The organism is Peribacillus muralis, from assembly GCF_001439925.1.
In the GTDB taxonomy this organism is placed as follows: Bacteria; Bacillota; Bacilli; order Bacillales; family DSM-1321; genus Peribacillus; species Peribacillus muralis.
This window is the reverse complement of sequence record NZ_LMBV01000012.1, coordinates 1-24,422: the sequence shown is the minus strand read 5'-3', so window position 1 is coordinate 24,422 and position 24,422 is coordinate 1. Positions and strand designations below refer to the sequence as shown.

29 protein-coding genes are annotated in these 24,422 nt (G+C 39.8%); 10 read left to right on the top strand and 19 right to left on the bottom strand.

Translation table 11 applies throughout. The annotated features are described in order from the left end of the window. Window positions 1–29: 29 nt before the first annotated feature. From sigF to spoIIM, 11 genes are all read right to left on the bottom strand, one after another. Window positions 30–797 (bottom strand): RNA polymerase sporulation sigma factor SigF, encoded by a 768-nt coding sequence (gene sigF, locus ASU00_RS15135; protein ID WP_057914310.1) that lies wholly within the window; start codon window positions 795–797, stop codon window positions 30–32. A 13-nt stretch (window positions 798–810) separates the two neighbouring features. After that, a complete protein-coding gene (gene spoIIAB / locus ASU00_RS15130) occupies window positions 811–1,251 on the bottom strand; it encodes an anti-sigma F factor (protein ID WP_057914309.1) in 441 nt (146 codons plus the stop codon). Further along, window positions 1,252–1,602 (bottom strand): anti-sigma F factor antagonist, encoded by a 351-nt coding sequence (spoIIAA, locus tag ASU00_RS15125; protein WP_057914308.1) that lies wholly within the window; start codon window positions 1,600–1,602, stop codon window positions 1,252–1,254. A gap of 129 nt (window positions 1,603–1,731) precedes the next feature. Beyond that, the gene (locus tag ASU00_RS15120; RefSeq protein ID WP_057914307.1) at window positions 1,732–2,898 is read right to left on the bottom strand and encodes a D-alanyl-D-alanine carboxypeptidase family protein; all 1,167 of its coding nucleotides are present in this window, start codon (window positions 2,896–2,898) and stop codon (window positions 1,732–1,734) included. Window positions 2,899–3,690: 792 nt separating this feature from the next. After that, window positions 3,691–4,995, bottom strand: coding sequence for a pyrimidine-nucleoside phosphorylase (locus ASU00_RS15115; protein WP_057914306.1), 1,305 nt, complete (start codon window positions 4,993–4,995; stop codon window positions 3,691–3,693). Window positions 4,996–5,055: 60 nt separating this feature from the next. Then, window positions 5,056–5,868, bottom strand: coding sequence for a purine-nucleoside phosphorylase (locus ASU00_RS15110; protein WP_057914305.1), 813 nt, complete (start codon window positions 5,866–5,868; stop codon window positions 5,056–5,058). A gap of 15 nt (window positions 5,869–5,883) precedes the next feature. Continuing rightward, on the bottom strand, window positions 5,884–7,071 hold the full coding sequence (gene deoB, locus ASU00_RS15105) for a phosphopentomutase (RefSeq protein ID WP_057914304.1): 1,188 nt from the start codon (window positions 7,069–7,071) through the stop codon (window positions 5,884–5,886). Between the two features lie 297 nt (window positions 7,072–7,368). Further along, the gene (gene xerD, locus ASU00_RS15100; RefSeq protein WP_057914303.1) at window positions 7,369–8,262 is read right to left on the bottom strand and encodes a site-specific tyrosine recombinase XerD; all 894 of its coding nucleotides are present in this window, start codon (window positions 8,260–8,262) and stop codon (window positions 7,369–7,371) included. 5 nt (window positions 8,263–8,267) lie between these two features. Beyond that, entirely contained in the window at window positions 8,268–8,495 is a 228-nt protein-coding gene (locus ASU00_RS15095) for a YqzK family protein (protein WP_057914302.1), read from the bottom strand. A 184-nt stretch (window positions 8,496–8,679) separates the two neighbouring features. Next, complete coding sequence (fur, locus tag ASU00_RS15090; protein WP_057914407.1) at window positions 8,680–9,138, bottom strand: ferric iron uptake transcriptional regulator; 459 nt, start codon at window positions 9,136–9,138, stop codon at window positions 8,680–8,682. A gap of 119 nt (window positions 9,139–9,257) precedes the next feature. Further along, window positions 9,258–9,905 carry a stage II sporulation protein M gene (gene spoIIM / locus ASU00_RS15085; RefSeq protein ID WP_057914301.1) on the bottom strand — a complete coding sequence of 216 codons (648 nt, stop codon included), beginning with the start codon at window positions 9,903–9,905 and terminating at the stop codon, window positions 9,258–9,260. Window positions 9,906–10,047: 142 nt separating this feature from the next. Here spoIIM and ASU00_RS15080 point away from each other — a divergent pair, with 142 nt between their 5' ends. Then, window positions 10,048–10,611: a GNAT family N-acetyltransferase gene (locus tag ASU00_RS15080; protein WP_057914300.1), complete on the top strand. Its 564-nt coding sequence runs from the start codon at window positions 10,048–10,050 to the stop codon at window positions 10,609–10,611. A 351-nt stretch (window positions 10,612–10,962) separates the two neighbouring features. Here ASU00_RS15080 and ASU00_RS15075 read toward each other — a convergent pair whose 3' ends face one another. Beyond that, a complete protein-coding gene (locus ASU00_RS15075) occupies window positions 10,963–12,141 on the bottom strand; it encodes an endonuclease Q family protein (protein WP_057914299.1) in 1,179 nt (392 codons plus the stop codon). Beyond that, entirely contained in the window at window positions 12,142–12,693 is a 552-nt protein-coding gene (locus tag ASU00_RS15070; protein WP_057914298.1) for an NUDIX hydrolase, read from the bottom strand. A gap of 75 nt (window positions 12,694–12,768) precedes the next feature. Here ASU00_RS15070 and mciZ point away from each other — a divergent pair, with 75 nt between their 5' ends. The 3 genes from mciZ (at window position 12,769) to ASU00_RS15060 (ending at window position 14,528) form a co-directional block, all read left to right on the top strand. After that, window positions 12,769–12,930: a Z-ring formation inhibitor MciZ gene (gene mciZ, locus ASU00_RS24585; protein WP_152983767.1), complete on the top strand. Its 162-nt coding sequence runs from the start codon at window positions 12,769–12,771 to the stop codon at window positions 12,928–12,930. Between the two features lie 58 nt (window positions 12,931–12,988). Continuing rightward, complete coding sequence (locus ASU00_RS15065) at window positions 12,989–13,897, top strand: aldo/keto reductase (protein WP_057914297.1); 909 nt, start codon at window positions 12,989–12,991, stop codon at window positions 13,895–13,897. Between the two features lie 205 nt (window positions 13,898–14,102). Next, window positions 14,103–14,528, top strand: coding sequence for an organic hydroperoxide resistance protein (locus tag ASU00_RS15060; protein WP_057914296.1), 426 nt, complete (start codon window positions 14,103–14,105; stop codon window positions 14,526–14,528). A 50-nt stretch (window positions 14,529–14,578) separates the two neighbouring features. On the opposite strand, the gene ASU00_RS15055 is transcribed toward ASU00_RS15060, so the two are convergent. Together ASU00_RS15055 and ASU00_RS15050 are read right to left on the bottom strand one after the other, a co-directional pair. Next, a complete protein-coding gene (locus ASU00_RS15055) occupies window positions 14,579–15,016 on the bottom strand; it encodes a MarR family winged helix-turn-helix transcriptional regulator (protein ID WP_057914295.1) in 438 nt (145 codons plus the stop codon). Between the two features lie 125 nt (window positions 15,017–15,141). Further along, a complete protein-coding gene (locus tag ASU00_RS15050; protein WP_057914294.1) occupies window positions 15,142–15,402 on the bottom strand; it encodes a YqkE family protein in 261 nt (86 codons plus the stop codon). A 131-nt stretch (window positions 15,403–15,533) separates the two neighbouring features. Between ASU00_RS15050 and ASU00_RS15045 the strand changes: the two genes are divergently transcribed. Further along, window positions 15,534–16,433: an alpha/beta hydrolase gene (locus ASU00_RS15045; RefSeq protein WP_057914293.1), complete on the top strand. Its 900-nt coding sequence runs from the start codon at window positions 15,534–15,536 to the stop codon at window positions 16,431–16,433. Between the two features lie 36 nt (window positions 16,434–16,469). On the opposite strand, the gene ASU00_RS15040 is transcribed toward ASU00_RS15045, so the two are convergent. From ASU00_RS15040 to ASU00_RS15025, 4 genes are all read right to left on the bottom strand, one after another. Continuing rightward, complete coding sequence (locus tag ASU00_RS15040; protein ID WP_057914292.1) at window positions 16,470–16,793, bottom strand: iron-sulfur cluster biosynthesis family protein; 324 nt, start codon at window positions 16,791–16,793, stop codon at window positions 16,470–16,472. A 135-nt stretch (window positions 16,794–16,928) separates the two neighbouring features. Continuing rightward, complete coding sequence (locus ASU00_RS15035; protein WP_057914406.1) at window positions 16,929–17,228, bottom strand: YolD-like family protein; 300 nt, start codon at window positions 17,226–17,228, stop codon at window positions 16,929–16,931. A 139-nt stretch (window positions 17,229–17,367) separates the two neighbouring features. Further along, window positions 17,368–17,694, bottom strand: a complete 327-nt coding sequence (locus tag ASU00_RS15030) for a YolD-like family protein (RefSeq protein ID WP_057914291.1) — start codon at window positions 17,692–17,694, stop codon at window positions 17,368–17,370. Window positions 17,695–18,222: 528 nt separating this feature from the next. Continuing rightward, entirely contained in the window at window positions 18,223–19,218 is a 996-nt protein-coding gene (locus ASU00_RS15025) for a polysaccharide deacetylase family protein (RefSeq protein WP_057914290.1), read from the bottom strand. Window positions 19,219–19,432: 214 nt separating this feature from the next. Here ASU00_RS15025 and ASU00_RS15020 point away from each other — a divergent pair, with 214 nt between their 5' ends. The 5 genes from ASU00_RS15020 to ASU00_RS15000 all read left to right on the top strand — a co-directional run bounded on the left by ASU00_RS15020 (window position 19,433) and on the right by ASU00_RS15000 (window position 24,286). Continuing rightward, a complete protein-coding gene (locus ASU00_RS15020) occupies window positions 19,433–19,999 on the top strand; it encodes a TetR/AcrR family transcriptional regulator (RefSeq protein ID WP_057914289.1) in 567 nt (188 codons plus the stop codon). Window positions 20,000–20,345: 346 nt separating this feature from the next. Next, entirely contained in the window at window positions 20,346–21,029 is a 684-nt protein-coding gene (locus tag ASU00_RS15015; protein WP_057914288.1) for an HAD family hydrolase, read from the top strand. Between the two features lie 321 nt (window positions 21,030–21,350). Then, window positions 21,351–22,604: an MFS transporter gene (locus tag ASU00_RS15010; protein WP_057914287.1), complete on the top strand. Its 1,254-nt coding sequence runs from the start codon at window positions 21,351–21,353 to the stop codon at window positions 22,602–22,604. A 258-nt stretch (window positions 22,605–22,862) separates the two neighbouring features. Next, on the top strand, window positions 22,863–23,513 hold the full coding sequence (locus ASU00_RS15005) for a class I SAM-dependent methyltransferase (RefSeq protein ID WP_236712749.1): 651 nt from the start codon (window positions 22,863–22,865) through the stop codon (window positions 23,511–23,513). 305 nt (window positions 23,514–23,818) lie between these two features. Then, window positions 23,819–24,286 carry a VOC family protein gene (locus ASU00_RS15000; RefSeq protein ID WP_057914285.1) on the top strand — a complete coding sequence of 156 codons (468 nt, stop codon included), beginning with the start codon at window positions 23,819–23,821 and terminating at the stop codon, window positions 24,284–24,286. The last annotated feature ends 136 nt before the right edge of the window (window positions 24,287–24,422 follow it).

The following is a 24,422-nucleotide window of genomic DNA, read 5'->3' as shown; positions in this document are numbered from 1 at the left end:
ATCTCCAGTTAAATGAAAAACCACATGAATCATTGATTCATGTGGTTTTTCATTTGCTGAAGAATCTTTTTTTCAAGCCTAGAAACTTGAACTTGCGATATACCAAGCCTCGCAGCCACTTCCGATTGCGTCTGGTCTTTGTAATATCTCAGAAAAACGATGAGCCGTTCACGTTCATTCAATTCTTGAATCGCTTCTTTCAAAGCGATTTGATCGAACCATGATGTTTCATTATGGTCGGCAATCTGATCAAGAAGCGTAATCGGGTCTCCATCATTTTCGTAAACCGTTTCATGGATGGACGATGGGCTCCTGCTAGCTTCTTGGGCCATGATAATTTCCTCCGGCGACAGCTCAAGATGTTTCGCCAATTCATTGACAGTCGGAACACGGCCGTACGTCTTGGAAAGCTCCTCTTTCGCCCTGCGGATTTTATTCGCCATTTCCTTCAAGGACCGGCTGACCTTTACGGTTCCATCATCACGGATAAAACGTTGGATTTCACCAATGATCATTGGCACAGCATACGTTGAGAATTTCACTTCAAACGATAAGTCAAATTTATCCACTGACTTCAACAAACCAATACAGCCAATTTGATAGAGGTCATCCGGTTCGTAACCTCGATTGAGGAATCTTTGCACCACTGACCATACAAGCCTAAGATTACTATTGACGATCAAGTTTCTTGCGTCTTGGTCACCGCTTTGGCTGCGTTGGATTAAATTCCGCAATTCCTCATCTTTTAAATGGGGCTGGCCTTTTTTGCTCTTCTCGTTTTTAACCTCCACATCCATATGCAAGTCTCCCTTAATTGCACAAAGCTCTGCTTGTAGTTAAGTGCTTTTTTAATCGAATGATCGTGCCTTCACCCTTATGGGATACGATATTGATTTCATCCATGAAGTTTTCCATAATGGTGAATCCCATGCCAGAACGTTCCAGCTCCGGTTTCGTCGTGAACAACGGTTGTTTGGCCTCCTCGACGTCCTCAATGCCCAATCCTTCATCCCTTATGGTCAATTCGACCGTATCTCCTTCAATGACCGCTGAAATGTAGACCCAACCTTCCGGGTCACTTTCATACCCATGGATGATCGAATTGGTAACCGCCTCAGAGACGACCGTCTTGATTTCCGTCAATTCATCCATCGTCGGGTCCAATTGGGCAATAAAAGCCGCAACCGTTACCCTGGCAAAAGATTCATTTTGGCTTAGTGCAGAAAATTTCGTTTCCATTTTATTTTTCATTTAGGCAACCCCCAGTCTTTGCAAAGCGTTTTTTTCGGATAGTTCCATCTTAACAATTTTAAACAACCCTGACATCTCAAATAACCGCTTTACTGCTGGAGAAATTGCACAAACCACCATTTCGCCTTGCTTTTTATTAACTTGCTTATATCGCCCTAAAATAACGCCGAGACCTGAACTGTCCATGAAATGCAATTCTTCCATGTTAAGGATAATATGCTGAATGTTATGCTTTTGAATGGCTGCCTCTGCCTGGTTTTTCAATTTTTCTGCTGTATGATGATCTAAATCACCTTTGAGACGAATGCACAAAACCCGATTCTTCGCCTCCATATTAATCGTAAGACTCACTATATACAGCCTCCTTCACTGTCTTATAAGAGTCAAATTCTCTTTCTCGCCTGCCGATTCCTTCTTAACAGCAAAACTAGTGCAGATTCGCCTAAATTAGTATGATTACCACGCATTGCGACATTTTTTTTATTTCGCTTGGGTAAACATGCCGAAAGCGCGTTTATACAACTGCCACCAGCTAGCATTATCCACAGTTTCCTTCGCAACAATCGGCGATTCCACATACACCTTGCCTTTTTTCTTTAATTCAAGTGTCCCTATTTCATCGCCCTTTTGGATGGGGGCTTTCAAATCTTTATCAAGTGTGATTTTTTTTGTAAAGTCCTTTGCCGTTCCGTTCTTCGCCGTCAAAACCGAAATAGGTTCGCTTGTCACACCTACAACCGTTTTCTTACTGCCTTTACTTACCTTTGTTTCCCCTAACATCTCGCCGCGTTTATAAATCGGATAGGTGATGAATTGTGAAAATGCGTAATCCAACATCTTCGTGACCTGTGCGTTCCGTTCCTTTGGAGAAGCAGCACCGAATACGACGGCAATGACGCGCATATTTCCTTTTTTTGCCGTGGCTGTCAAACAGTACTTCGCTTCATTCGTGAATCCAGTCTTTAAACCATCCACTCCAGGATAAAATTTCACTAATCTGTTCGTGTTCACAAGCCAGAATTTCTTATCTGTATTTTCACGGAGATAATCTTCATATGTACCCGTGAACCTAGTAATCGTATCGTATTTCAATAATTCTTTGGCCATGATTGACATATCATGGGCCGAACTGTAATGATCCTTCACTGGAAGGCCTGTCGCGTTTTGGAACTTCGTATTTTTTAAGCCAAGGTCTTTAGCCTTTTCGTTCATTTTCTTAACGAATTCTTCTTCCGATCCGGCAAGACGTTCTGCCATTGCGACCGATGCATCGTTCGCCGAACCAATCGAGATGCCTTTAAGCATGTGCTCCGTGGTCATTTCTTCACCTGGCTCAAGGAAGATCTGGGACCCGCCCATCGATGCGGCATACTCGCTCGTCCTGATTTTTTCCTTCATACTGAGTTCGCCTTTATCAATCGCTTCCATGATCAGCAGCATCGTCATGATTTTCGTCATGCTTGCAGGAGAAAGACGAACATCCGAATTTTTATCATAGAGAACAGTACCTGTATCACGTTCAATCAAAATAGCGGATTTAGCATTGGCTGCCAATTCCACTCCTTTATCTTCAGCTGCCTTTGTATGTGGGATGCCAAAACTTATTGCCATTAATACGGTTAAAACTAGAGAAAGAACCCGCTTCATCTCCATACCCTCCAATCTTTATATCGTTCATTTTTTCCACAAAACCCATTTTTATACAAATAAACACCAATTTTGAATTTTCAACAGACACATAAGATAAAAGAGGATGCATATGTTCCCCTCTGTGCATCCCGACCGACTCTGGATAAGCGACTCCTGAAGTAATATGTAACGGTCGATTCCAGATCTCCAACTATCGCCAATATGAACTCCAGCCACAGTGGAATGTGACGGTCTAAGGTACAAGTCACTTCTGAGTTTTGCCACTTTACTCGCGAGCCCGGATTTTGTATGGAATTGGAGGCCGTTTTTGTAAATTCCGCGCTTTTCACACGCAATTGGGGTCGTTTCTTGCCTGTTCCATGCGCATTACTAACGAATTTGGCTCGGGTTGATGCATTCCTTCACCATTTCGGAGCGTTACTCGCCAGTTCGGCACTTTTACTCGCGAGTTTAGCTTTGCATCGAATTTGAAGCGCATTCTCATAAAAATCTCGATGCCATCTTCATGGTCACACAGAGTGGATTGGAACGGGTGCACGACACTCCTGTGGGATATGCGTGTCTACGTGAGACCCCGCAGGCTGTAAGCCTAGGAGGCCTCACGGACCGCCTCTGGATAAGGGAACGCCTGCAGTGCAATGAACCGGTCTACGTTCAGATTCTCCAACTTTGTCGGAATCTGTCCTAGTGTTCAAGCAAAGTGGATTGAAATGGTCGAAAACCTAAAAAAACTGTAGACAAACTCAATGGTTATCGAGTTTGTCTACAGTGATATTTTGGCAAATGTTCTTATTCCATAATTTCTTTATAAATCAATGTCGGTTTTTCCACTTTCGCTTTCGAAACCGCAATGCTATCATACAATTTTTCCTTCACTTTGGAAACATCTTCAAAGTTACTGTAAATCGTTACAAGGGATTCACCTTTAGCCACGGTTTCCCCAATTTTTTTACGAAGTACAAGCCCGACCGCCAAATCGATTTCCGATTCTTTCGTCGCCCGGCCAGCGCCTAAAAGCATGGCTGCCGTTCCCACTTCATCAGCAATGATTTCCGATACATATCCGTCCTCTTTCGCTTCAAGTTCAAAGGTATAAGCGGCCTGCGGAAGTTTTTCCGGATGATCGACAACCGATCCATCGCCTCCCTGCGCTTCCAAGAAAATCTTGAACGAGTTAAGTGCAGAACCATCTTTAATTGCGTTTTCCAGCAAAGCTCTTGCTTCTTCCAAGGAGCTTGCCTTTTTCGCTAGATAAACCATATGACTTCCCAACGTTAAAGAAAGCTCCGTTAAATCTTCCGGTCCCTCTCCTTTAAGCGTATCGATCGCTTCCTTCACTTCTAAAGCATTTCCGATTGCGTAACCTAGCGGTTGGCTCATATCGGAAATGACAGCCATCGTGTTTCTTCCAACATTGTTCCCGATGCTCACCATTGCGTGTGCTAATTCTTCCGAATCTGCAAGAGTTTTCATGAAAGCGCCAGCTCCCGTTTTAACATCAAGTACAATCGCATCGGCACCGGCAGCGATTTTCTTGCTCATGATCGAGCCAGCAATTAGACCGATGCTATTAACGGTAGCCGTTACATCGCGCAACGCATACAATTTTTTATCGGCCGGTGTCAAGTTCCCGCTTTGTCCGATAACAGCGATTTTATTTTTATTTACAAGTCGAATGAATTCATCATTTTCTATTTCAACATGAAAACCGGAAACGGATTCCAGCTTATCGATCGTACCGCCCGTATGGCCAAGACCGCGCCCTGACATTTTTGCAACGGGAACGCCTACAGCAGCAACCAAAGGTCCAAGCACTAGTGTCGTCGTATCGCCAACACCGCCTGTTGAATGTTTATCGACCTTGATTCCTTCAATCATCGATAAATCAATTTGATCACCCGACTCAACCATTGCCATCGTTAAATCAGCGCGCTCCTGCTCATTCATTCCTTTGAAATAAACAGCCATTGACCAGGCACTCATTTGGTAATCAGGAATCGTTCCATCCGTGAAGCCTTTGATAATGAACTGGATTTCCTCTGTTGAAAGGGCCTTTCCATCACGCTTTTTCTCGATTAAGTCTACCATTCTCATATTAATATCCCCGCTTCTTAAAGACACCGCTTCTTAGGTGTACTTGTATTTTTGATCCGTTTATATGTCCTTAACGATTTGCTTAACAAATTCCAGAAAACTGCTTTTCACCTTTTCAGTGGTTTCGATTACTTCTTCGTGTGACAACGGCTGATCGAGAATGCCTGCGGCCATGTTGGTAATGCATGAAATCCCGAGGACATTGATGTCGCTATGTCTAGCCACGATGACTTCCGGTACAGTGGACATTCCCACTGCATCCCCCCCAAGAATCCTTGCCATTTTCACTTCTGCAGGTGTTTCATAAGTCGGCCCGGTATTCCCGACATAGACGCCTTCTTTAATATCCATACCAAGTGATGTGGCAATCTTTTTAGCTGTAGCCCGAAGTTCTTTATTATAAGCTTCCGACATATCAGGGAACCTTGGCCCGAAACGCTCTTCATTAGAACCGATCAGCGGGTTTGTCCCCATGAAATTGATATGATCCGTAATGAGCATCAAGTCGCCTGGTGTAAAGCTTTCATTAACACTTCCGGCAGCGTTCGTCACGATTAACTGCTTCACACCGAGAAGTTTCATTACACGGACAGGGAAGGTGACCTTTTCCATCGAGTACCCTTCATAAAAATGAAAGCGTCCCTGCATGGCTACCACTTTTTTACCGCTTAATTGGCCGATGACAAGCTGTCCCGCGTGTCCTTCAACAGTCGAAACCGGAAATTCCGGGATGTCGTGGTAAGGAATCGTGATCGGGTTTTCAATTTCATCTGCCAATACTCCTAGTCCTGAACCAAGTATCAATCCTATTTCCGGAGAGCCTTCTATCTTATTTTTTATGAATGCTGCAGCTGTCTCTATTTTATTAAACATTTATTTTCTCTCCCCTTATTTTAAATCGTCTAATATACTTTTCCCGAACGCAGGCATTTTCACATCGAAATTAGCAGCAACTGTCGCCCCGATATCTGCAAATGTATCTCTTATTGGAAGCTCAGCACCTTCTTTGAACCGTTTGGAATAGACCAATAATGGAACATATTCACGTGTATGATCGGTTCCTTCATGCACAGGGTCATTTCCATGATCGGCAGTGATGATCAATAAGTCATCCTCTTTCAGCTTCTCAAGGACTTCCGGCATCCTCGCGTCGAATTCTTCCAATGCTTTACCGTATCCCTCTGGATCGCGACGGTGACCGTATAATGCGTCGAAGTCGACTAAGTTAAGAAAGCTTAGTCCCTTGAAGTCCTGGTCCACCGTTTGAATTAATTTGTCCATCCCATCCATATTGGATACAGACCTTAGTGATTCGGTCACGCCCTCCCCATCAAAAATATCAGAGATTTTCCCGATTGCGAGAACATCAAACCCGGATTCCTTCAATTCATCCATCACTGTCCGGTTAAAAGGCTTCAATGCATAATCATGACGGTTAGGTGTCCTTGTGAAGCTGCCCGGTTCACCCGTGAAAGGTCTGGCAATTACGCGGCCAACCTTATACTCATCAGCCATCGTCACTTCACGTGCAATTTCACAAACCTTGTATAGTTCTTCAATCGGAACGATGTCTTCATGTGCAGCAATCTGCAAAACGGAATCAGCTGATGTATAGACGATCAATGCTCCAGTCTTCATATGCTCTTCGCCAAGTCTATCAAGGATTTCCGTTCCGCTGGCTGGGACATTTCCAATAATTCCACGGCCCATTTTCGCCTCAAGCTCATTGACTAATAATTCAGGAAAGCCATTTGGAAATACACGGAATGGCTTGGATATATTCAGCCCCATGATTTCCCAATGTCCAGTCATCGTATCTTTTCCTGTTGATGCCTCTTTCATTTTCGTATAGTATGCGAGAGGCTGCTGAGATTTTTCGATTCCTTTTATATCACGGATATTGCCTAGACCGAGTTTTGCGAGATTCGGCATGTGCAATCCATCCATTTCTTCTGCAATATGTCCAAGTGTATCAGATCCTTTATCACCGAATAATTCCGCATCAGGTGCTTCGCCGATTCCAACCGAGTCCATGACCACTACAAATATACGTTTAAAAGCTGAATTCCCTGCCATGCTCATTCCTCCTAAAATAGTAAAGCGCTTTTTATACTTTTTATAATTCCCCTTATCCTGCTTAGTTACTCTTTAAAAAAATCAAATTACGAGAACGTCAGAAGTCTGACCTCTCTATATTGTAAACGATTACCTAGATGGAGACAAATAATATATTTCAAAAAAACAACGAAGTGATGATTAGCATGAGCAGGAATTTCCAGCTGAATTTTCGCTCATCGCACATACTGAAAAAAGGCTGCTTCCCCTGCCTGACCTGCAAGTAAGAAGCAACCGCTCTATCATTCTACTATTCTTCTATGCTCGCGGATGGAACTTTGAATATACATCCTTTATGCGCACGTTCGAAATATGTGTATATATTTGTGTTGTCGAAATATCCGCATGTCCGAGCATCTCCTGGACGGCACGTAAATCAGCCCCATTCATCAAAAGATGTGTCGCAAAAGAATGTCTTAGCGTATGCGGCGTGATTTCTTTTTCTATCTGAGCAGATTTTACAAGTTTCTTGAGGATTTTCCAAAACCCCTGTCTTGTAAGCCTGTTTCCATGATGATTCAAAAAAAGCGAATCCGTCCTATGCTTTGGGCTGGCCAATTTACCTCGGGAACTCTTCAAATAATGTTCAATCGCTCCCAATGCCGTTTGTCCAATCGGAATGATCCTCTCTTTATTTCCTTTCCCGACACAACGGACAAACCCCATCGATGCATGAACATCACTCACATCCATGGATATCAACTCACTGACGCGCATACCAGTCGCATACATCAATTCAAGCATCGCCTTATCCCGCAAACCGAATTCGTCGAGCATCTTCGGGGCTTCCAATAGCGCTTCTACCTCTTCCATGCTCAACACTTTCGGCAGTGTCCGCTCTGGTTTTGGCGTTTCTATATGTATCGAAGGATCTTGTTCGGTCACTTTTTCCCTTAAGAGAAATTGATGAAAAGACCGAATTGAGGCTATATGGCGCGCTATCGTTTTCGATGATTTTCCTTGATCCTTCAAATGGACGAGAAAATGCAGGATGTTCACACGCCGTGAATCGTTCCAGTCGTCAATGGCTTCTACTTTTATCAGATAGTCCCTATATGATTTTAGGTCCCGCTCATAAGAAACGAGCGTATTCTTGGCAAGACCTTTTTCAATCGTTAAAAAATGAATGAAATCCCTGATTTGATTTTCCATAGTCATTACTCCCCGTTTAAATAAAACAGCATTAAGCGTTCCAGCCATGCATCATCACCCGTATCAACGGCCTTCGATACTTTCACGGCCATCCCTTTCGGTTCATCATAACGATGATAACTTTGATATTCCTGATTTAACCATACCATCCCTATATAAAAAAGAACAGTAAAGCTAACGAAGAGCACCATCACTTTTGCCGTATGTAAAACAAGCGATAATGATGTTTTCATATCATCCTTCCCCTCCCATTCGATCTCTTGTATCAATCTATGCCCAACAGGACAAGTTTTATACGTGTTTCGAAAAAGGGAAGGAAAAAACGCCATATCCTTACCTGGAATCTACTAATTGAAAAGGTGTGGAGCCTCATTAAAACGCAGAAAACCTTCTCCAGTAAATGGAAAAGGCCTGACTTCATTCACCTTTATTTTCTTGTTTATCATGACAACGATGACAAATGCCATGAAAGGTTAATCTATGATCTTTTATCTTGAAGTTCCAATCACGTTCAACGATGGCTTCTACGTCTTCAAGTAAGTCTTCCTGGATCTCATCCACCGCACCACATTCCACACAAACAAGATGATGATGGAAATGCGCAGCTCCTTCTTGTCTTAAATCATAACGGGAAACCCCGTCTCCAAAGTTAATTTTATCCACTATTTTCAATTCAGTCAGCAACTCTAGCGTACGGTATACTGTTGCCAATCCAATTTCCGGCGACTTTTCTTTGACAAGGAGGTAAACGTCTTCTGCGCTTAAATGATCCTCTTCATGCTCAAGTAAAACGCGGACGGTCGCTTCTCGCTGAGGCGTTAATTTGTAGCTGGACGAGTGCAACTGCTTTTTTATCCTATCGATTCTGTTTTCTATTTCCATACCTAATATTCCCTCCCGCGCCGCTATCTTATCCATTATATCAAATGAGGGAAAACTGTCAAAATAGATTTCTTGTTAATGATAAAAAAATTTGCTTGAACAGCAATTTTCCGTCAATGACCTAATAAACTCACGACATTTTTCATTAAGGAAGGTGATAGGTACGCTTCGAATGCAGCAGCTGTTATCAAAAACAAACCAGACAGGACCAATGAGAAAATGTATCTTGATATGATTGGCTTCAGCGGCTCACGGACCTGCTTAAGGAAAATCCGGCTGATCATTTTCATTGATAGAGAAACCGCAAGGACCGTTATCACGATAAAGATCGGCACGATGAAGATATTTTGGGGCAAAATGGAGACGAATGATAATAAGAACCCACTCCATCCCATTTGGTTGACCAAAAAACCGACTGTGAATCCGACTACCATTCCTTTTATAAATAACAAAACTAAAATGACCGGCAAACCGATGACCGAAATCCCAAGTATCCAGATGAAGCCGATATATCTTATGTTATGCATGATACTTTGGCTGAACATATCATGCGAAGAGGCAAATTCACCTTTGGATACTTGTCCGAAGAATTGCGATAAATAATAGAACAAGTCCTCCTTTTGGGTAAAGCTTAAACTGTTCACCAGAACCGCACCAAAAATGACACCCATCAAAAAAAGCACAGTGATAAAAACATATAATGAGGAATGTTCGTTAATATGTTTCATTACGGCATTTTGTACGACAGATTTTTTTTTCATCTTTCATCCTCCCAACTCCGCTTACTAGAATCTATGTTTTCACTCTCTCATTTATGCTAAGAAAACTTTTCTCTCTTCTAACGGAACACCTGAACTTGAATTCATGTTATAATTTCCCATAATTATGGGATGGAGGTAGATTATGAAAGCGATATTAATGGATTTCCCAAAAAAAATCGAAACGCCGCGATTATATTTAAGGCCTTGTCAGCCAGGCGATGGCCTTGATGTCTACGAAGCCATTATCCATTCTGAACGAGAACTTAAACGCTGGCTGCCATTCGCTCATCAGGAGGCTTCAGTCGATATTTCTGAACGAAACGTTCTGAAATCCTGCGCGGACTTTATCTTAAAAGAGGATATCAGGCTGCTCATTTATAGGAAAGAAGACGACCAGTTCATCGGTTCAACCGGCCTGCATCGTATTAATTGGGATATCCCTAAATTCGAAATCGGCTATTGGATTGATACGAGGTACTGTAAAGAAGGGTACATAACGGAGGCGATAGAAACGTTGACAAAGTTTGCATTTGACCATTATGGAGCGAAGCGAGTTGAAATTCGCTGTGATCCCACTAATATAGCCAGCAAACGTATTCCCGAGAAGCTAGGGTATACGCTTGAAGGAATTTTGCATAATGACAGCCTTAGTGCAGATGGCAAGGAATTGCGGAGCACCTCGGTCTATGCCAAAACGACAAATTAAAAAATGCCCTGGAAAAGCTTAGCAATCTCTAAAAAAAGCACCCTATGGAATGGACTCGTTGAAAAGTCCATCCTGAAGGGTACTTTTGTTTATAATAAGAAAATGTTTAATTCCACTGCACTTCTGCGCTAGATCATATTTCGTTTTTTCACTCTTGGATTTGGTACTTTCCTCGTGAGTTTGGTGCTCGACTCGTGTTTTTGTTTGTCAACACCGTTATGTTTCAATCAAGGACAGCGAAATCTAAAAAAGATGCCGCCTGCACAATACAGACAGCACCTCCTTCAGGTTGCCTAGCTTTTTTGAAAAAATGGCACTTACTCATCTGTCAGTTTTTTTGCCCAGCGCTCTTCAGCTTTCCTTTTTGACCTTTCCGTATTTTCCTCCGCCCCCTGCTTCAAAGATAAGCGTCCCTTTCCTGGCTGCATCGATGTAGCCGGCCAATTTATCATGGACAATTTCCTTAAGCTGTTCAAGGGTAACGTCATGAAGGATGTTCATTTCGGTGCCAAATGCCTCCAGCAGTTTTTCCATGGATTTAGGTCCCAATCCAGGGATGAAGTCGAGTGGCACTTGATGGATATATGGCGGTCTTTCCCGTTTGTATTCTCCATCCATTTTTACTATCGACAGTTCCTGGATGCGGGAGGATACCCCTTTTATGATGGATTTATTCCCGCATGCGCTACATGGCCCACTTATGTTCAATACTTGGTGGAAACATGCTGAACATACGGTTTGATGATATTTCCCCAATAAGGGATTCAATCCATAATTGGCGATCACTTTACGATTTTCTTTTTCGTGAAGCGCTTTTTCCAGCTCAGCGAAGCTTGGTTCCTCAAGCTGGATTTTTTGATATTCCCGAGCGATTTTCCCAAGCGAATGTGCATCGGAGTTCGTCACGAATGCATACGACTCCAGCTCAGCGATATTCTTGACCATCTTTGTATCCGCGCTTAGTCCAAGCTCGATGGCATCAATTAGCCCTGGATCGAATACTTCCGTCAGGCTGGATTGAACCCCTTTCCCATATAAGCTTTTGAACGGGGTGAAAACATGGGCTGGGATGAATAGGCCGCCAAGTGACTTTACGATTTTTTGCAGCGTCCTGCCATCACAATAAATTCTTTGCGAACTTAATGTGATATTTTTAACATGGCCGCTCATCCATGTGGAGAATTCCTTCATCGCCTTTAAGCTGGGGAAGTAGGATAGAACATGGATGGGTCCATTGCAATTGTGATCATAAATTTCAATCTCCGATCCCGGAATGATCGTCGTATTTTTGTACAGAAGACCGCCTTCGCACTTCTCGATGATTTCCCCATCCAAAATTGCCGCTTCAATCTCTTCGATGATTTCTGGCGAGTGGCAATCGATGATCCCAATTAAATCAAGGCCCTTCCTCTCACTCGCCACCTGCAGGACGTTGCTGAAGGTTAACGTTCTGGCACCGGTTATTTTCACGGCCTTCCCGCTTCTCGTCCTGCCTATATGGATATGGAGATCCGCGTAAAACTGTTTCATTTAAGAATTCATCGCCTGTTTCAGCAGAAGATATTGAACGGCATATGCCGTTTTGGCATCCTGGATTTTCCCTTCAAGCAAGTAGCTTTGGGCTTCCTCCAATGTAAGTTCAATCAGCTCGACAAATTCATCTTCATCCAAGGGTGCGGCATTTTCTTTCTTCTTTAAATTGTGGGCCACATATAGATGGACCAATTCATCAGCAAAACCTGGCGACGTATAAAAAGAGATGATATGCTCCATTTTTTCGCATTCATATCCTGTCTCTTCTTCCAGCTCCCGTTCTGCCGATAGAATCGGCTCTTCCCCTTTTTCAAGCTTTCCGGCAGGGATTTCGATCAAGCTTCTTTCCAGCGCTTTACGATACTGTTCAACCATGATGATTTTATTTTCTGCCGTAAGAGCTATGATGGCAACCGCGCCTGGATGTTTGACTATTTCACGTTTACCCGTTTTTCCATCAGGAAGCTCGACCTCATCCACTTGCAGGCTGATTATCCTTCCTGTGAAGATTTTTTCCGAAGACAGCGTTTTTTCTTCAAATTTTTTCATCCTGAACACTCCTCTGTTCTAATTGCAGCATGATTTCTCATACATTTTACCATAATAGAGATGGAGGGCGATTTTATGAAGATTTATGTTTTGGAAAAAAGCGTTACTTTATCCGGAAAAAGCTGGGAAATCATGCAAAAATTAAAACAATTGCAAGATCAATATGTCTATATCAATGATTGGATTGCCGACAACCACAATCAGGTTCCTCCCACTCCTTTAAAGCGGATCAAGTGAATTCTTTGAGTGAAATGAATTTCTCCTTTACAATGAACGTAAAGGGAGAGTGGATACTATGAAAAAACGCAGACTTGGTCATTCAGAGTTGCTCGTTTCTGAAATCGGGCTCGGTTGCATGTCATTGGGGTCTGATGAAAAACAGGCATCCGAAATCATCCAAACCGCTTTAGATGAAGGAATCAACTATTTTGATACTGCAGATCTGTATGATTTCGGTGTGAATGAAGAAATCGTCGGAAGGAACTTAAAGTCGGTGCGCGAACAGGTCTACATAGCCACCAAGGTCGGAAACCGTTGGAATGAAAAAAAAGATTCCTGGTCCTGGGACCCTTCCGCCACGTATATTAAAGCGGCGGTAAAAGATAGCTTAAAACGGCTCGGAACGGATTATATCGACCTCTATCAGCTGCATGGAGGCACGACTTCAGACAATATCGAAGAAACGGTAGAAGCGTTTGAAGATTTAAAAAAAGGCGGCTATATTCGCCATTATGGAATCTCCTCGATTCGTCCGAACGTGATCAAGGGATTCATGGAAGCGTCTGAGCTTGATTCCGTAATGATGCAGTATAGTCTGCTTGACCGCCGGCCTGAAGAGTGGATGCCCCTTCTGGCAAGCAAACAGATCAGCATCATCGCCCGCGGTCCCCTTGCCAAAGGTCTGCTTAGCGAGAAAATGCTTGAAAAGGCAAATGAGGATGGATACCTTGACTATAGCTATCACGAACTGAAGGATTTGCTTCCACAATTAAAGGACAAGCTAACTGATCGAAAATTGAATGAAACGGCGCTACAATATGTATTATCACATTCAAGCGTCGCTGCCGTTGTACCAGGAGCAAGCTCAGTAAAGCAGCTCCGTGAAAACTGCCAGGCCGCCAACAGCCCTTCCTTGTCAAAAAACGAGCTTGACATCTTGAAGCAGCTGACCAAAGCGAGCCGGTATGAAAGCCATCGCGACTAATAAATGAAACCAAACAGGCTGCCTCATCTCCGTTTATCCAACGGAGGGGCAGCCTTTTTCCGTTTGATTTCTGCAGGTTCACGTTTTTTGTAACATTGGTCAAAAACAGTCATTCAACCAATCTTTTTTATTGCTAATCTTAAATACATGTTGTACAATTCAGTTGTGCACAATTAAAAAGGCAAAAATAAAGGAGAAAAAAACAATGACTAAAACATTATTTACAACGTCGGTAACGGTTGATGGCGGAAGAGAAGGAACGGCCATTTCTGCAGATGGTAACTTTACGGTTGATATCGCGATGCCTGGAACGCCAAGGGCTAAACAAATGCCTGAAGCAACCAATCCTGAACAGCTTTTTGCGGCTGGATATGCGGCTTGTTTCGATAGTGCTTTGCAAGCAGTCGGTAAAGTCGAACGTGTTTCATTCGATTCAAAGGTCACTGCCAGCGTCAGTTTATTGATGGGTGAGATGCATCAGTACAGCTTGGCTGTCACCTTAGCTGTGAAAGGATCGGGAATCGATAAAGAGACGTTTGAAGCCCTTGTTCATAAAGCACATCAAATGTGTCCTTATTCAAAAGCAATCAATGGCAATGTTGACGTCACGATTGAGGTCGATGTAGATTAATTCTGACAACAAAAACGCTTCGGGTGAAACTTCACCCGAAGCGTTTTTCTTTAAAACTGCTGTAATGTTTTCAATAGTTGGAGCAACGAAGCTTTCAAGTCCTCGACCATCCGCTTATCTTCGCCTGATATAGCTGAAATGCGGTCGGGAATGAAGCAGGCCTCCGCCTGCAAGCCGCGTCCCTTTTCAGTCAGCAAAATCATGACGGAACGTTCATCTTGAGTGGAACGTTCACGGACAATCAAACCATTCTGCTCCATTCGTTTCAACATCGGGGTAAGCGTTCCTGAATCAAGGGCAAGCAGCTCCCCTAGTTTCTTGACTGTGAGGGTATCCTGTTCCCACAGCAGGAGAAGGACGAGATATTGGGGGTATGTCACTTCAAGCTTATCAAGCAGCGGTTTATATTTTTTTGTCATTTCCCTTGAACTTGCATATAGCAGGAAACACAATTGGTTTTCCAGCACATTTTCTATTTTACCTTGCATCATATCACCAGCTAGTCGTAGTCCGTCCGATCTTCACCCAATCAAACTTACCTTTACTATAATCGTTCTGATTTATAAAATAAAGGAGTATAGCTCTTTCCGTTTAAAAAGTCCCAATTTTGTCTCTATTTATAGTTCTTCCAGTTCAGATTGCTTTCGCCCAATAGCTCTTCGAATGATTTGTTTTTCTCCCGCTGCTTTCTTTCTGCGCGTTTTTTTTCTTCTTCCGCGGCCTTTTTCTCTCCTTCGGCCTCATTCAGTTCTTTTTGCTTTTGACGAAGCTGGGTCATGATATCTTGATTGAGCATATCGCCAAGTTTCAATGATGATGAATCTTTCTCTTGGTTTTTACTTGGATTTTGCTTTCGTGGCTGTTTCTTTTTCATCCTTAAAACCTCCTGGCCCTTATTATGAGATGATTATATCACGATTGCCGTTTTCCCCGTTACATTTTTCAGACTGTGTTTGCCCACTTCCCTCATGGTAAAATAAAGAAAATCAAACGAGGAGGACCCTCATGAAGAAATGGTGGTTTGCACTAGCTGGAATTTTAACCTACATCATCGGCGTCGGCATTTATTTTTCCAATCGGATCATGTACATGAAGAAGAAGGAAGATGATTTTATCCATAATCGTGAAATTACGGCTAAACGCCTAATCAGGGAGGATTTTGATAATCTGCCTAAAACGGAAATTTGGATATCCTCATCCTCAGGTTATTCCTTGAAATGCTTGTTTGTCGAACCGCATGAAACCAAGAAGTGGGTCGTCATCTCGCATGGGGTGACGGAGAACAAAGTCAATTCGATTAAGTATATGAATATTTTTCTTAAGCGGGGCTTCAATGCCATCATTTATGACCATCGCCGTCACGGGGATTCCGGTGGCAAGACGAGCAGTTATGGATATTATGAAAAATTCGACCTGAAGGCCGTTATCGCTGAATTGAAACGACGTAAAGGTCCCGATCTGCATATTGGCATCCATGGGGAATCGATGGGGGCCGCAACTCTGCTTTTATATGCCGGTATGCTTGAAGATGGTGCTGATTTTTATATTGCCGACTGTCCATTTTCAAATTTCGAGGATCAGATTAAATACCAGCTTAAAGAGGAAATTCGTCTTCCCTCTTGGACCGTGTTTCCGCTTGGGCGTCTATTCATCAAATTCCGTGACGGATATTGGACCAATGAAGTGTCCCCGATCGATTATATGAAAAACATCCGCAGTCCCGTGCTCTTCATCCATAGTGAGAACGACAGCTTTATCCCCGCTTCGATGACGATGGAATTATATGCAGCAAAAGAGGGCCCAAAGCAGCTGTACATCGCTAAAAAAGGGGCCCACGCACAATCTTATAATGAAAATCCGCAAGAATATGAAGCTCAAATCGATCAGTTCCTCAAACTAGTTTGAGGAGAGTTAAAGAGGGTATCTTGGATACCCTCTTTTTTAGATTTTATTAAAAAAGCTCATCCTCGGATTTAGGATTTGATTTGGGCTTTTTAACTGAAAGCTGTTCGCCTCCGGCACAAAGTCTATTTTCATGACTTCATCGAGAAAAATCATTTTTGATTTCTCCACATATAGAGGAATTCCGTTCGTTTCCGCTTTTTCGTTACCTTCTTCAAGTTCGTTGACCAGCCATAACGCCGTCACACCGCTTACAACACAGCCACAGCCATCCGTATCATATTTCAACTGCAAATGTCCTTTTTGTCCCTGTAGCTTATCGGCTATTTTCCCTGCCGCTCTTTCCGTCCATTCAATATACATGATTACATGCCTCCCGATGTCTTTGCCTGTCCTCATTATAAACGATAAAAATGCTGGTGTTAACGAATCTGCCTGCTTCAAGACATCTCCTTTATTCGGTGCCAGCCTCTTAAGGGACGCCCCTTGCCTTGTGCATCAGCCTTCCATTGTCCTCACATCCGCTATATCAGAAAGCTTAATATAATGAGCCTGCTGAAAATGATCGACGATATGGAGCTTTTGGGTGAGTTCATTATAATAATGAATCCTGCCAATTAGCAGCTGATACCGGTTTCCTTCATAATGAGTAATCGTAACATCCTTTCTCTCCTCCATCGCCTCCCCCATTACAACATTCATTTCTTCCAGTTGCTGCTCATCAAGGGTGCGCTTCGTTTCATACGTATCCTCCACAACCCAATCCCGCAGCATTTTCACATGCTCCGGCAGCATCATCGATGTCCATTTAACGAGCTTATCAAGACTTTTTTCAACAAATCTTTTTAATTTCAACCATTTATTCTTTAAAGATATGTCTATATAGTTAGTCTTTTTTCATTTAATCCTACTCTTACTTGCTTTTGAATATTATTCATTACAGTCTGATATCTATGATATTTTCAAATTTCAAAAAATGTTTTTCAGCTCGTTGATCAATAATTCTTAACTCTTTTTTTAATAAATCGAAATAGTGAATATTGCCAATGTATTGTCTGATTTCTCCTTGATGATAATAAGCAAATTCCAAGGTATTATTCATTTCCATTGCCTCAGATATAATTTCATTAAACTGTTCATATTTCTGTTCATCAAGAGACGGTTTTTGAATCTTATTACAACTTGCGTCATATTCCCTCAACATTTTTACATGTTCAGGTAACATTAGTGAAACCCACTTTTTATTACCTCTATCGCGAATCATTTTGTTCCCCTCTTTTCTCCACAAAAAATCTTTTACTAAATATCACGAACGTGCGTTCTGTTTATTGTATTATATTTTTAACCTGTTTTCAATCTTGCTATTCAAAAAGATTTTGGGATCCAATCGAACTACGCAATGGTTAGTTCAAGAAGAAACGATAAAATGAAAGAAAATACAGTATACCGTTTATAAACAAAGTTCAACCGTTTATATGTGGATTTTAGATAATGTAGGATTTTTTCTTATTAAGCTAACGGGTCATTTAATGGAATAAGACTCCTGAACAAAAAATGGATATTTATGTTAATATCGTTATAAGATTGTGAAGAAATATACTTAAACTATAGGGGCAGTTTAGTTGAACAATCGTCATTAGCTTTTTTTCAACAATCGGGCCAGATTCTTGAATAGACTTCCAAACAAAACTGGATATTTATGTTAATGTTGGTATGAGATTGTGAAGAAATACTTAAACGTAAAGGTATTTGGTAATATTTTTGGTAACTGCTAATCTTAATAAAATCAAACTTAATACCCGAATTCCAATAGCCTGATAAAGTCATCAAAACTCTGGTTCTGAATTCTCGCTATACGAGGCAATTGGTATCTATGACTATGCTCAGTACTAATACCGCTATAGATTCCACTAAAGGCTCCCCTAAATCCTAATTCTTCAACAATAGAAATGGTCTCTTCATTATTGCTTCCAAATGGTGTAGCCAAAACATTTGTAGTCTCACCCGTCAACTTTTCCAGTTGAATTGAAGCATTATTAATTTCCTCATATTGTTGTTCTCGATTTAATTTTTTTAAATTTTGGTGAGTGACTGTATGGTTTTGGACATCAATTTCGTTTTCCATGATTGTTAATATCTCATCTGATGTTAAATGTGACGTGTCATCAATCCAACTTGAAACAGCAAATACTGTTGCATGCATACGATATTTTTGTAAAACAGGAAATACACAATCATAAAAATCTTCAGTACTATCATCAAATGTAAGTAATATCGACTTCTCGGGAGAAGCCGTTTTCCCCTCAAGAATATCGAAATATTTATCAAGCGTTAATGTTTCATATCCATTTTCGTAGAGGTAAGTCATTTCCTTTTCAAATTGTTCTAGGCTGTACTGATAAGGATCCTGTGGGTCTGGATTGGGCTTTACCATGTGATATACGAAAACCGGTATCTCTATTTTGTTAGTTTCCTTAGTATCCGTTTGATTAGTGGTAGCTACAAATTTTATTACTTCATCAGTTATATCAACATAAAAAGAAGTGGATAAATCTGGTCTTCCATATACTAAAGATAGGACAGAGATGAGAATGGTAAGTAGCCAAAATCCAGTCGATTTAATGAGTTTAAAGTGAAGTTTTTGTCTAATATAAATCAAACTTCCAACGGCTAAAATAATAATTATATAAGAATACAAGCGATTATCTAATAAACTTGCTACTCCAATAATCAAACCGAAAACAATTAATATTGATGTATAAAATCCAATTGTTTTTAATTTTTTCACATTGCACCTGCTCTATTATGATGTTGTTTTTTATCCTTAATTTTGCTAATCAATTGTTCCCCTCACGATGATAGTATTAGTTCTTGACAAGTATTTTTCTTAATTCTATAGTTGTAATGATGTTACGTTTGTAACAACATTACAACTATATCACCTACTTAAAAAAACAGTCAATAAATGATGAGTAGGACTAAACAGAAATGAGGTTAATGTAATGTCCGAAAAAAAAACTGAGTTGCAACGTATGGAAGTACTCAGGTTATCAAACCTTGAATCCAATCGTATTACAAAGGAATGTATTGAATCTGCCCTAGTACTCCTTATGAAAGAAAAAACATACACAGAAATTACAATAACGGATATTGTGAAGCGTGCGGGAGTATCGCGTACAGCCTATTATCGAAACTATTCCTCCAAAGAAGATATCTTGCATAGTCTGGTTAAGGAAGTTGTGAATAATGTTACTACTTCGATGTCCAAGTACGACCCTTATAATGATCTATATAAGTTCTGGCTGGAGATGTTTTATGCCTCAAAGCCCTTCTCTGAAACGTTTCAAATTCTCTTAAATGCAAATATGGGGGAAACACTCCTTTTTCAGATAAACAAAAAGTTGCAGGAAGAAGTTCCTGAAAATGATTTAGTAAATCAGTATGGGCAATTTTTTTGGGGTGGCGCTGTTTACGCTATTTTGACTGAATGGATAAGGAACGATATGCAGCAAACGGAAAAAGAGATGGCTACAATCTGTTGTACGATATTGAATTCTGTACCTCGGTAGCCCCGATTTAGTTTGTCAATTCAATTGTATTGAATAGGCCGCAATAGTACGAGTACGTACCGATAATGAATATATAATAATGCAATTGTCAATATCTTAAAATGTATAAACCCAATTTATGAATATGATTTAAAAGATTAGTTGATTGTTATTCAACAAACGGGCGCGATTCTTTAATAAGAATCAATTTTCTTAATGAACTAACGGGTGCGTTAGCTGCAGATCGGAGCTGTCTTTTAGTCAGCTCTTTTCTTATGGAACTAAAGGGGCAGGTTAGTTTAACAAGGAATTTGGAGTAAGTATAACGAAATAGATAATTATGTGATTGTTAGGGAGTAGGGGAAAAGTGATTAATGCAGTGATTTTTGATTTAGATGGGACTTTATTAAATAGAGATGCTTCACTACAAAAATTTATTGACGGACAATATGAAAGATTAAATAAATGGATAGGACATATACCAAAAGAGAAATACACATCAAGGTTCATAGAGTTAGATTGTCGAGGTTATGTTTGGAAAGATAAAGTATATCAACAATTGGCTGGTGAATTTGATATTACAGGGATAACCTGGGAAGATTTACTTCAAGATTATATAAGCCAATTTAAGAATAGTTGCGTCCCATTTCCAAATCTTATTAGCATGTTAGAAAAATTACGAAGTAACAATCTTGTTCTAGGAATGATTACAAATGGAAAAGGACAGTTTCAGATAGATAATATAAGGGCTTTAGGTATTAAAAAGTATTTCGAAACGATTTTAGTATCTGAATGGGAAGGAATTAAAAAACCTGACCCTCAAATATTTGAGAGAGCCTTGGAGCAACTGAATGTTTCACCTAATGAAAGTATATTTGTTGGCGATCATCCAAAAAATGATGTGAACGCTGCTCAAAATGTAGGGATGAAGGGAGTTTGGAAAAGAGATTTTCAATGGAACAATGTCGAAGCAGATTTTATAATAGATGATTTGGCGGAATTACCTTTAATCATTGAAAAATTAACACAATCCAATATTAAATCTTCTTAAACTAATAGGTGCGATACTTCAATAACGAAGTGTCGCTTTTTTCTTATAGAGCTAAAGGGGCAGGTTAGTTCCATAAGGAACCTAATCTGAGTAATTTTATTATATCTTCTAAACAGAATTTTTCTGTGCTATTATTATTAATACAAATATTACCATTATAAATAAACAAACACCCTCTCTTCCTAATTAGATTTTTTATTATTCGATATCACAATGAATACAAAGTTGAGTGAAATATATCTAAAAAGATCTCAAAGGAGTGAAACCAATGTAAACAAATATTTTTCTCTTAGAAAAATTAAATAAGAGGGGTTGTTTGCATTGAAGAATAAATCATTTAATGTATTGATGGCAGGACAATCTTTAGCAAACGCTGGGGATGTTTTTTATATTGTTGCGATTATAACAAGCGTTTACAATGCAACAAATTCTTTATTTTATGTTTCGTTGGTTCCTGTAATAAATATGCTTGGAGGGTTTTTAGGAGGATTATTAGCACCACTACTCATAGATCGATACAAGTTAAAAAAGATTTTATTTAATTCTCAATTAGTTAAAACTTGTATCTTACTTGTGCTAACCCTGTACGTATCATTATTATTATCTAAAGATTCGATTGAAACGGTTTATATAATTATTTTCTTTATCACTTTTTTAGATAGTTTCGCTAATCCAGCAAGTAGTGCATTAATACCTCAACTTGTTTCGGAAGAAAACTTATTAAAAGCAAATAGCCTTATGTCTTCTATACATCAATTCATTCAGATGGGTGGATGGGCTGCAGGTGGTATATTAGCAGCATTTTTGCATTCTAATGGGCTATTAATGTTGACGTTTAGTTTGTATGTATTATCAACATTCTTGCTGGCATTCGTTAAAGTCAAAGAAAAGAAACAATCTGAAGAACTCGAAGAACTATCAGTAAAAGAAAGTAAAATGACTTCAATGTTTGAAGGTTGGAGATTAATTGCAGAAGATAAGAGGCTGCGTGTCCTTCATTTAACCCTATTTTTGGGTTCTATAGCTAGTCCAGTTTGGGTATCATCCATTCTATACCCTTTTATAGACAAAAGGCTAAGTGTAGGAACTGAGTGGTGGGGTTATATAAACACCTCTTTATTATTAGGCTTATTTCTAGCAGGAATACTTGCATATAGACAATCTGAATTCATTAACAAAAATATTCAGAATGTGCTATTGCTTGGAGGCTTTATGGTCTTTCTAATGACTCTTTTATTTGGAGTTAATGTAAATCCCATACTTTCTCTTTTGCTTATTGGTTTATATGGTTTATTCGAAGAACTGAGGATGATTTCTATTCATACAATCATTCAAAGTTTAGTTAGGGAAAAGCTTTTGGCTAAGGTTTATGCAGTTCAGAGTTCTTTAATAATGGCAACATTCGGGATATCAACTCTTATGATGGGGATACTGGGCCAGCGATACAGCATTGTAGTTGTATTTATTGTTGCCTCGATTTCCTTATGTTTTTCATTTATTAATCTTATTACCTCTAGAAAGTATTTAACAATATCTATAGATGGATCTAGCAAAAACTTTGAAAATCAATTGTAAATTTTTTAGACAATAAGCCAACGGTTCCGTTGGCTTATTTAATGTAGAATGTCTTTTGTTTCGTTATGACACAAACTGTGCAATTAGTCTTAATGAACTAATGGGTGCTTTAGCTGAAGCTCGGAGCTGTCTTTAAGGCAGCTTCTTATGCAACTAACGGGGCTGGTTAGCCGAAAGTAGTATTATGGTATTTGTGGTAAAATATAGATAACGTTATTTTTGGAATTACTGGGGGAGGTTAAATGCAGGGTGACAAAAATGAAACAAAATATATGGGAGAAAGAATATAAAAATGTTGATAGTTTATGGGGATTCAATCCTAATAGTATCTTATCTCAATATGTTGAAATGCTTCCTGAAAACGGAGAGGTTTTAGACATAGGTATTGGAGAAGGAAGAAATGCCCTTTTTTTTGCTAAACAGGGATTTGCTGTTGAGGGTATTGATATTTCGGAAACAGCAGTAGAACGATGTTTGGAACTTTCGAAAGAGCACAATTTGAATGTTAACGCTAAAGTTCAAGATATTACTTCTTTTGAGATTGAACCAAATAAATATTCTTTAATCATACTTTCTAATGTACTCAATTTTTTTCCTGATAACGATATTAAAATTATTATCGAAAAGGCGAAAGATGGATTACTTAAAAATGGGTTGGTATATATTAATGCCTTTGATGATAAAGAACCAAGTAGAAAGAAAGCTCCAGAGAAGTATGAACAGTTAGCAGAGCATACGTTTTATAATGAACGTTTAAATATGTTTCTTCATTATTTTACAAAAAGTGAATTAGAAGGCTTTTTTGCGGATTATAAAACGATAAGCTTGTCTCAGTCTTACTCTATGGACATTTCGCACGGTCAACCTCATTTTCATAGCACATTAGAAATAATGTCACAAAAGTCTTAAAAAAATTATCATTCTAATAACTGTGTTAGTTCCTGAAAAATGCCATCAAATGATGGCATTTGGAATGTAAAAAAATATCCTTAATGAACTAACGGGTGCGTTAGTTGTGAACTGTGGCTGCCATTTGGTGGCCTTTTTGCTTAATGAACTAAAGGGGCAGATTAGTTCAACAAAATCCTGATTTAATCCCAAAAAATACGAATATAAATGTAGCTTGATTCGAGCTAATTTCTACGTTAAACAAATTTAGTATGATAAAGTAAAAATTAGTAATTTATAGATATCATAACGAGGTGGGACGAGAAATGATAAAAGGTCTTTACGAGGCACATTTACCTGTTAGTAATCTTGAAAACTCAATAAAATTTTATAAAAAGTTAGATTTAGAAATTGCCTATCAAAGTGAGAGAGTAGCTTTCTTCTGGCTTGAGAAAGGTAAAAGTTGGCTTGGTCTATGGGAAGCAAACCAAGTAGAAATTCCGTACCATCCTTCTATACGACATGTAGCTTTACAAATAGATATAGAGGACATGACATCAGCAAAAGCTTGGTTAAATAATAAAGGAATCAAAATTCGTACAGCCTTTGATTTAACTGAGGAACAACAACCTTTAGTTCTTGATAACAACCCACAAGCTCACGCAGCTATTTATTTTAATGATCCAGACGGAAATTCTCTTGAATTGATTGCTCCTTTAAGATTGGACTTTGAGCAATCCTTTGGAGAGATCTCATTAGAGGATTGGTATAAACGAAATGCTACTCACAGCTAATTCAGTTCTGCTTCAGTAGCGAATTTTTAAAAAAGGGTTGTTGTTGTGGCAATCCTTTTCCTTATGCAACTACCATGAAAATTAAACACTAATAAGCAGGAAAAAGACCATATTAAATAAAACGCAAGCTTCAAAT

Coding starts and splice junctions, on each gene's coding strand:
- ASU00_RS15005 (WP_236712749.1), top strand. CDS start 22,863: ATGAAACAAAATATATGGGAGAAAGAATATAAAAATGTTGATAGTTTA.
- ASU00_RS15050 (WP_057914294.1), bottom strand. CDS start 15,402: ATGAAAAAGAAACAGCCACGAAAGCAAAATCCAAGTAAAAACCAAGAG.
- mciZ (WP_152983767.1), top strand. CDS start 12,769: ATGAAGATTTATGTTTTGGAAAAAAGCGTTACTTTATCCGGAAAAAGC.
- ASU00_RS15035 (WP_057914406.1), bottom strand. CDS start 17,228: ATGATGCTGCCGGAGCATGTGAAAATGCTGCGGGATTGGGTTGTGGAG.
- ASU00_RS15055 (WP_057914295.1), bottom strand. CDS start 15,016: ATGCAAGGTAAAATAGAAAATGTGCTGGAAAACCAATTGTGTTTCCTG.
- ASU00_RS15095 (WP_057914302.1), bottom strand. CDS start 8,495: ATGAAAACATCATTATCGCTTGTTTTACATACGGCAAAAGTGATGGTG.
- ASU00_RS15120 (WP_057914307.1), bottom strand. CDS start 2,898: ATGAAGCGGGTTCTTTCTCTAGTTTTAACCGTATTAATGGCAATAAGT.
- ASU00_RS15110 (WP_057914305.1), bottom strand. CDS start 5,868: ATGTTTAATAAAATAGAGACAGCTGCAGCATTCATAAAAAATAAGATA.
- ASU00_RS15000 (WP_057914285.1), top strand. CDS start 23,819: ATGATAAAAGGTCTTTACGAGGCACATTTACCTGTTAGTAATCTTGAA.
- deoB (WP_057914304.1), bottom strand. CDS start 7,071: ATGGCAGGGAATTCAGCTTTTAAACGTATATTTGTAGTGGTCATGGAC.
- ASU00_RS15060 (WP_057914296.1), top strand. CDS start 14,103: ATGACTAAAACATTATTTACAACGTCGGTAACGGTTGATGGCGGAAGA.
- ASU00_RS15070 (WP_057914298.1), bottom strand. CDS start 12,693: ATGAAAAAATTTGAAGAAAAAACGCTGTCTTCGGAAAAAATCTTCACA.
- ASU00_RS15065 (WP_057914297.1), top strand. CDS start 12,989: ATGAAAAAACGCAGACTTGGTCATTCAGAGTTGCTCGTTTCTGAAATC.
- spoIIAB (WP_057914309.1), bottom strand. CDS start 1,251: ATGAAAAATAAAATGGAAACGAAATTTTCTGCACTAAGCCAAAATGAA.
- ASU00_RS15075 (WP_057914299.1), bottom strand. CDS start 12,141: ATGAAACAGTTTTACGCGGATCTCCATATCCATATAGGCAGGACGAGA.
- sigF (WP_057914310.1), bottom strand. CDS start 797: ATGGATGTGGAGGTTAAAAACGAGAAGAGCAAAAAAGGCCAGCCCCAT.
- ASU00_RS15115 (WP_057914306.1), bottom strand. CDS start 4,995: ATGAGAATGGTAGACTTAATCGAGAAAAAGCGTGATGGAAAGGCCCTT.
- ASU00_RS15080 (WP_057914300.1), top strand. CDS start 10,048: ATGAAAGCGATATTAATGGATTTCCCAAAAAAAATCGAAACGCCGCGA.
- spoIIM (WP_057914301.1), bottom strand. CDS start 9,905: ATGAAAAAAAAATCTGTCGTACAAAATGCCGTAATGAAACATATTAAC.
- ASU00_RS15045 (WP_057914293.1), top strand. CDS start 15,534: ATGAAGAAATGGTGGTTTGCACTAGCTGGAATTTTAACCTACATCATC.
- ASU00_RS15030 (WP_057914291.1), bottom strand. CDS start 17,694: ATGATTCGCGATAGAGGTAATAAAAAGTGGGTTTCACTAATGTTACCT.
- xerD (WP_057914303.1), bottom strand. CDS start 8,262: ATGGAAAATCAAATCAGGGATTTCATTCATTTTTTAACGATTGAAAAA.
- ASU00_RS15040 (WP_057914292.1), bottom strand. CDS start 16,793: ATGTATATTGAATGGACGGAAAGAGCGGCAGGGAAAATAGCCGATAAG.
- ASU00_RS15020 (WP_057914289.1), top strand. CDS start 19,433: ATGTCCGAAAAAAAAACTGAGTTGCAACGTATGGAAGTACTCAGGTTA.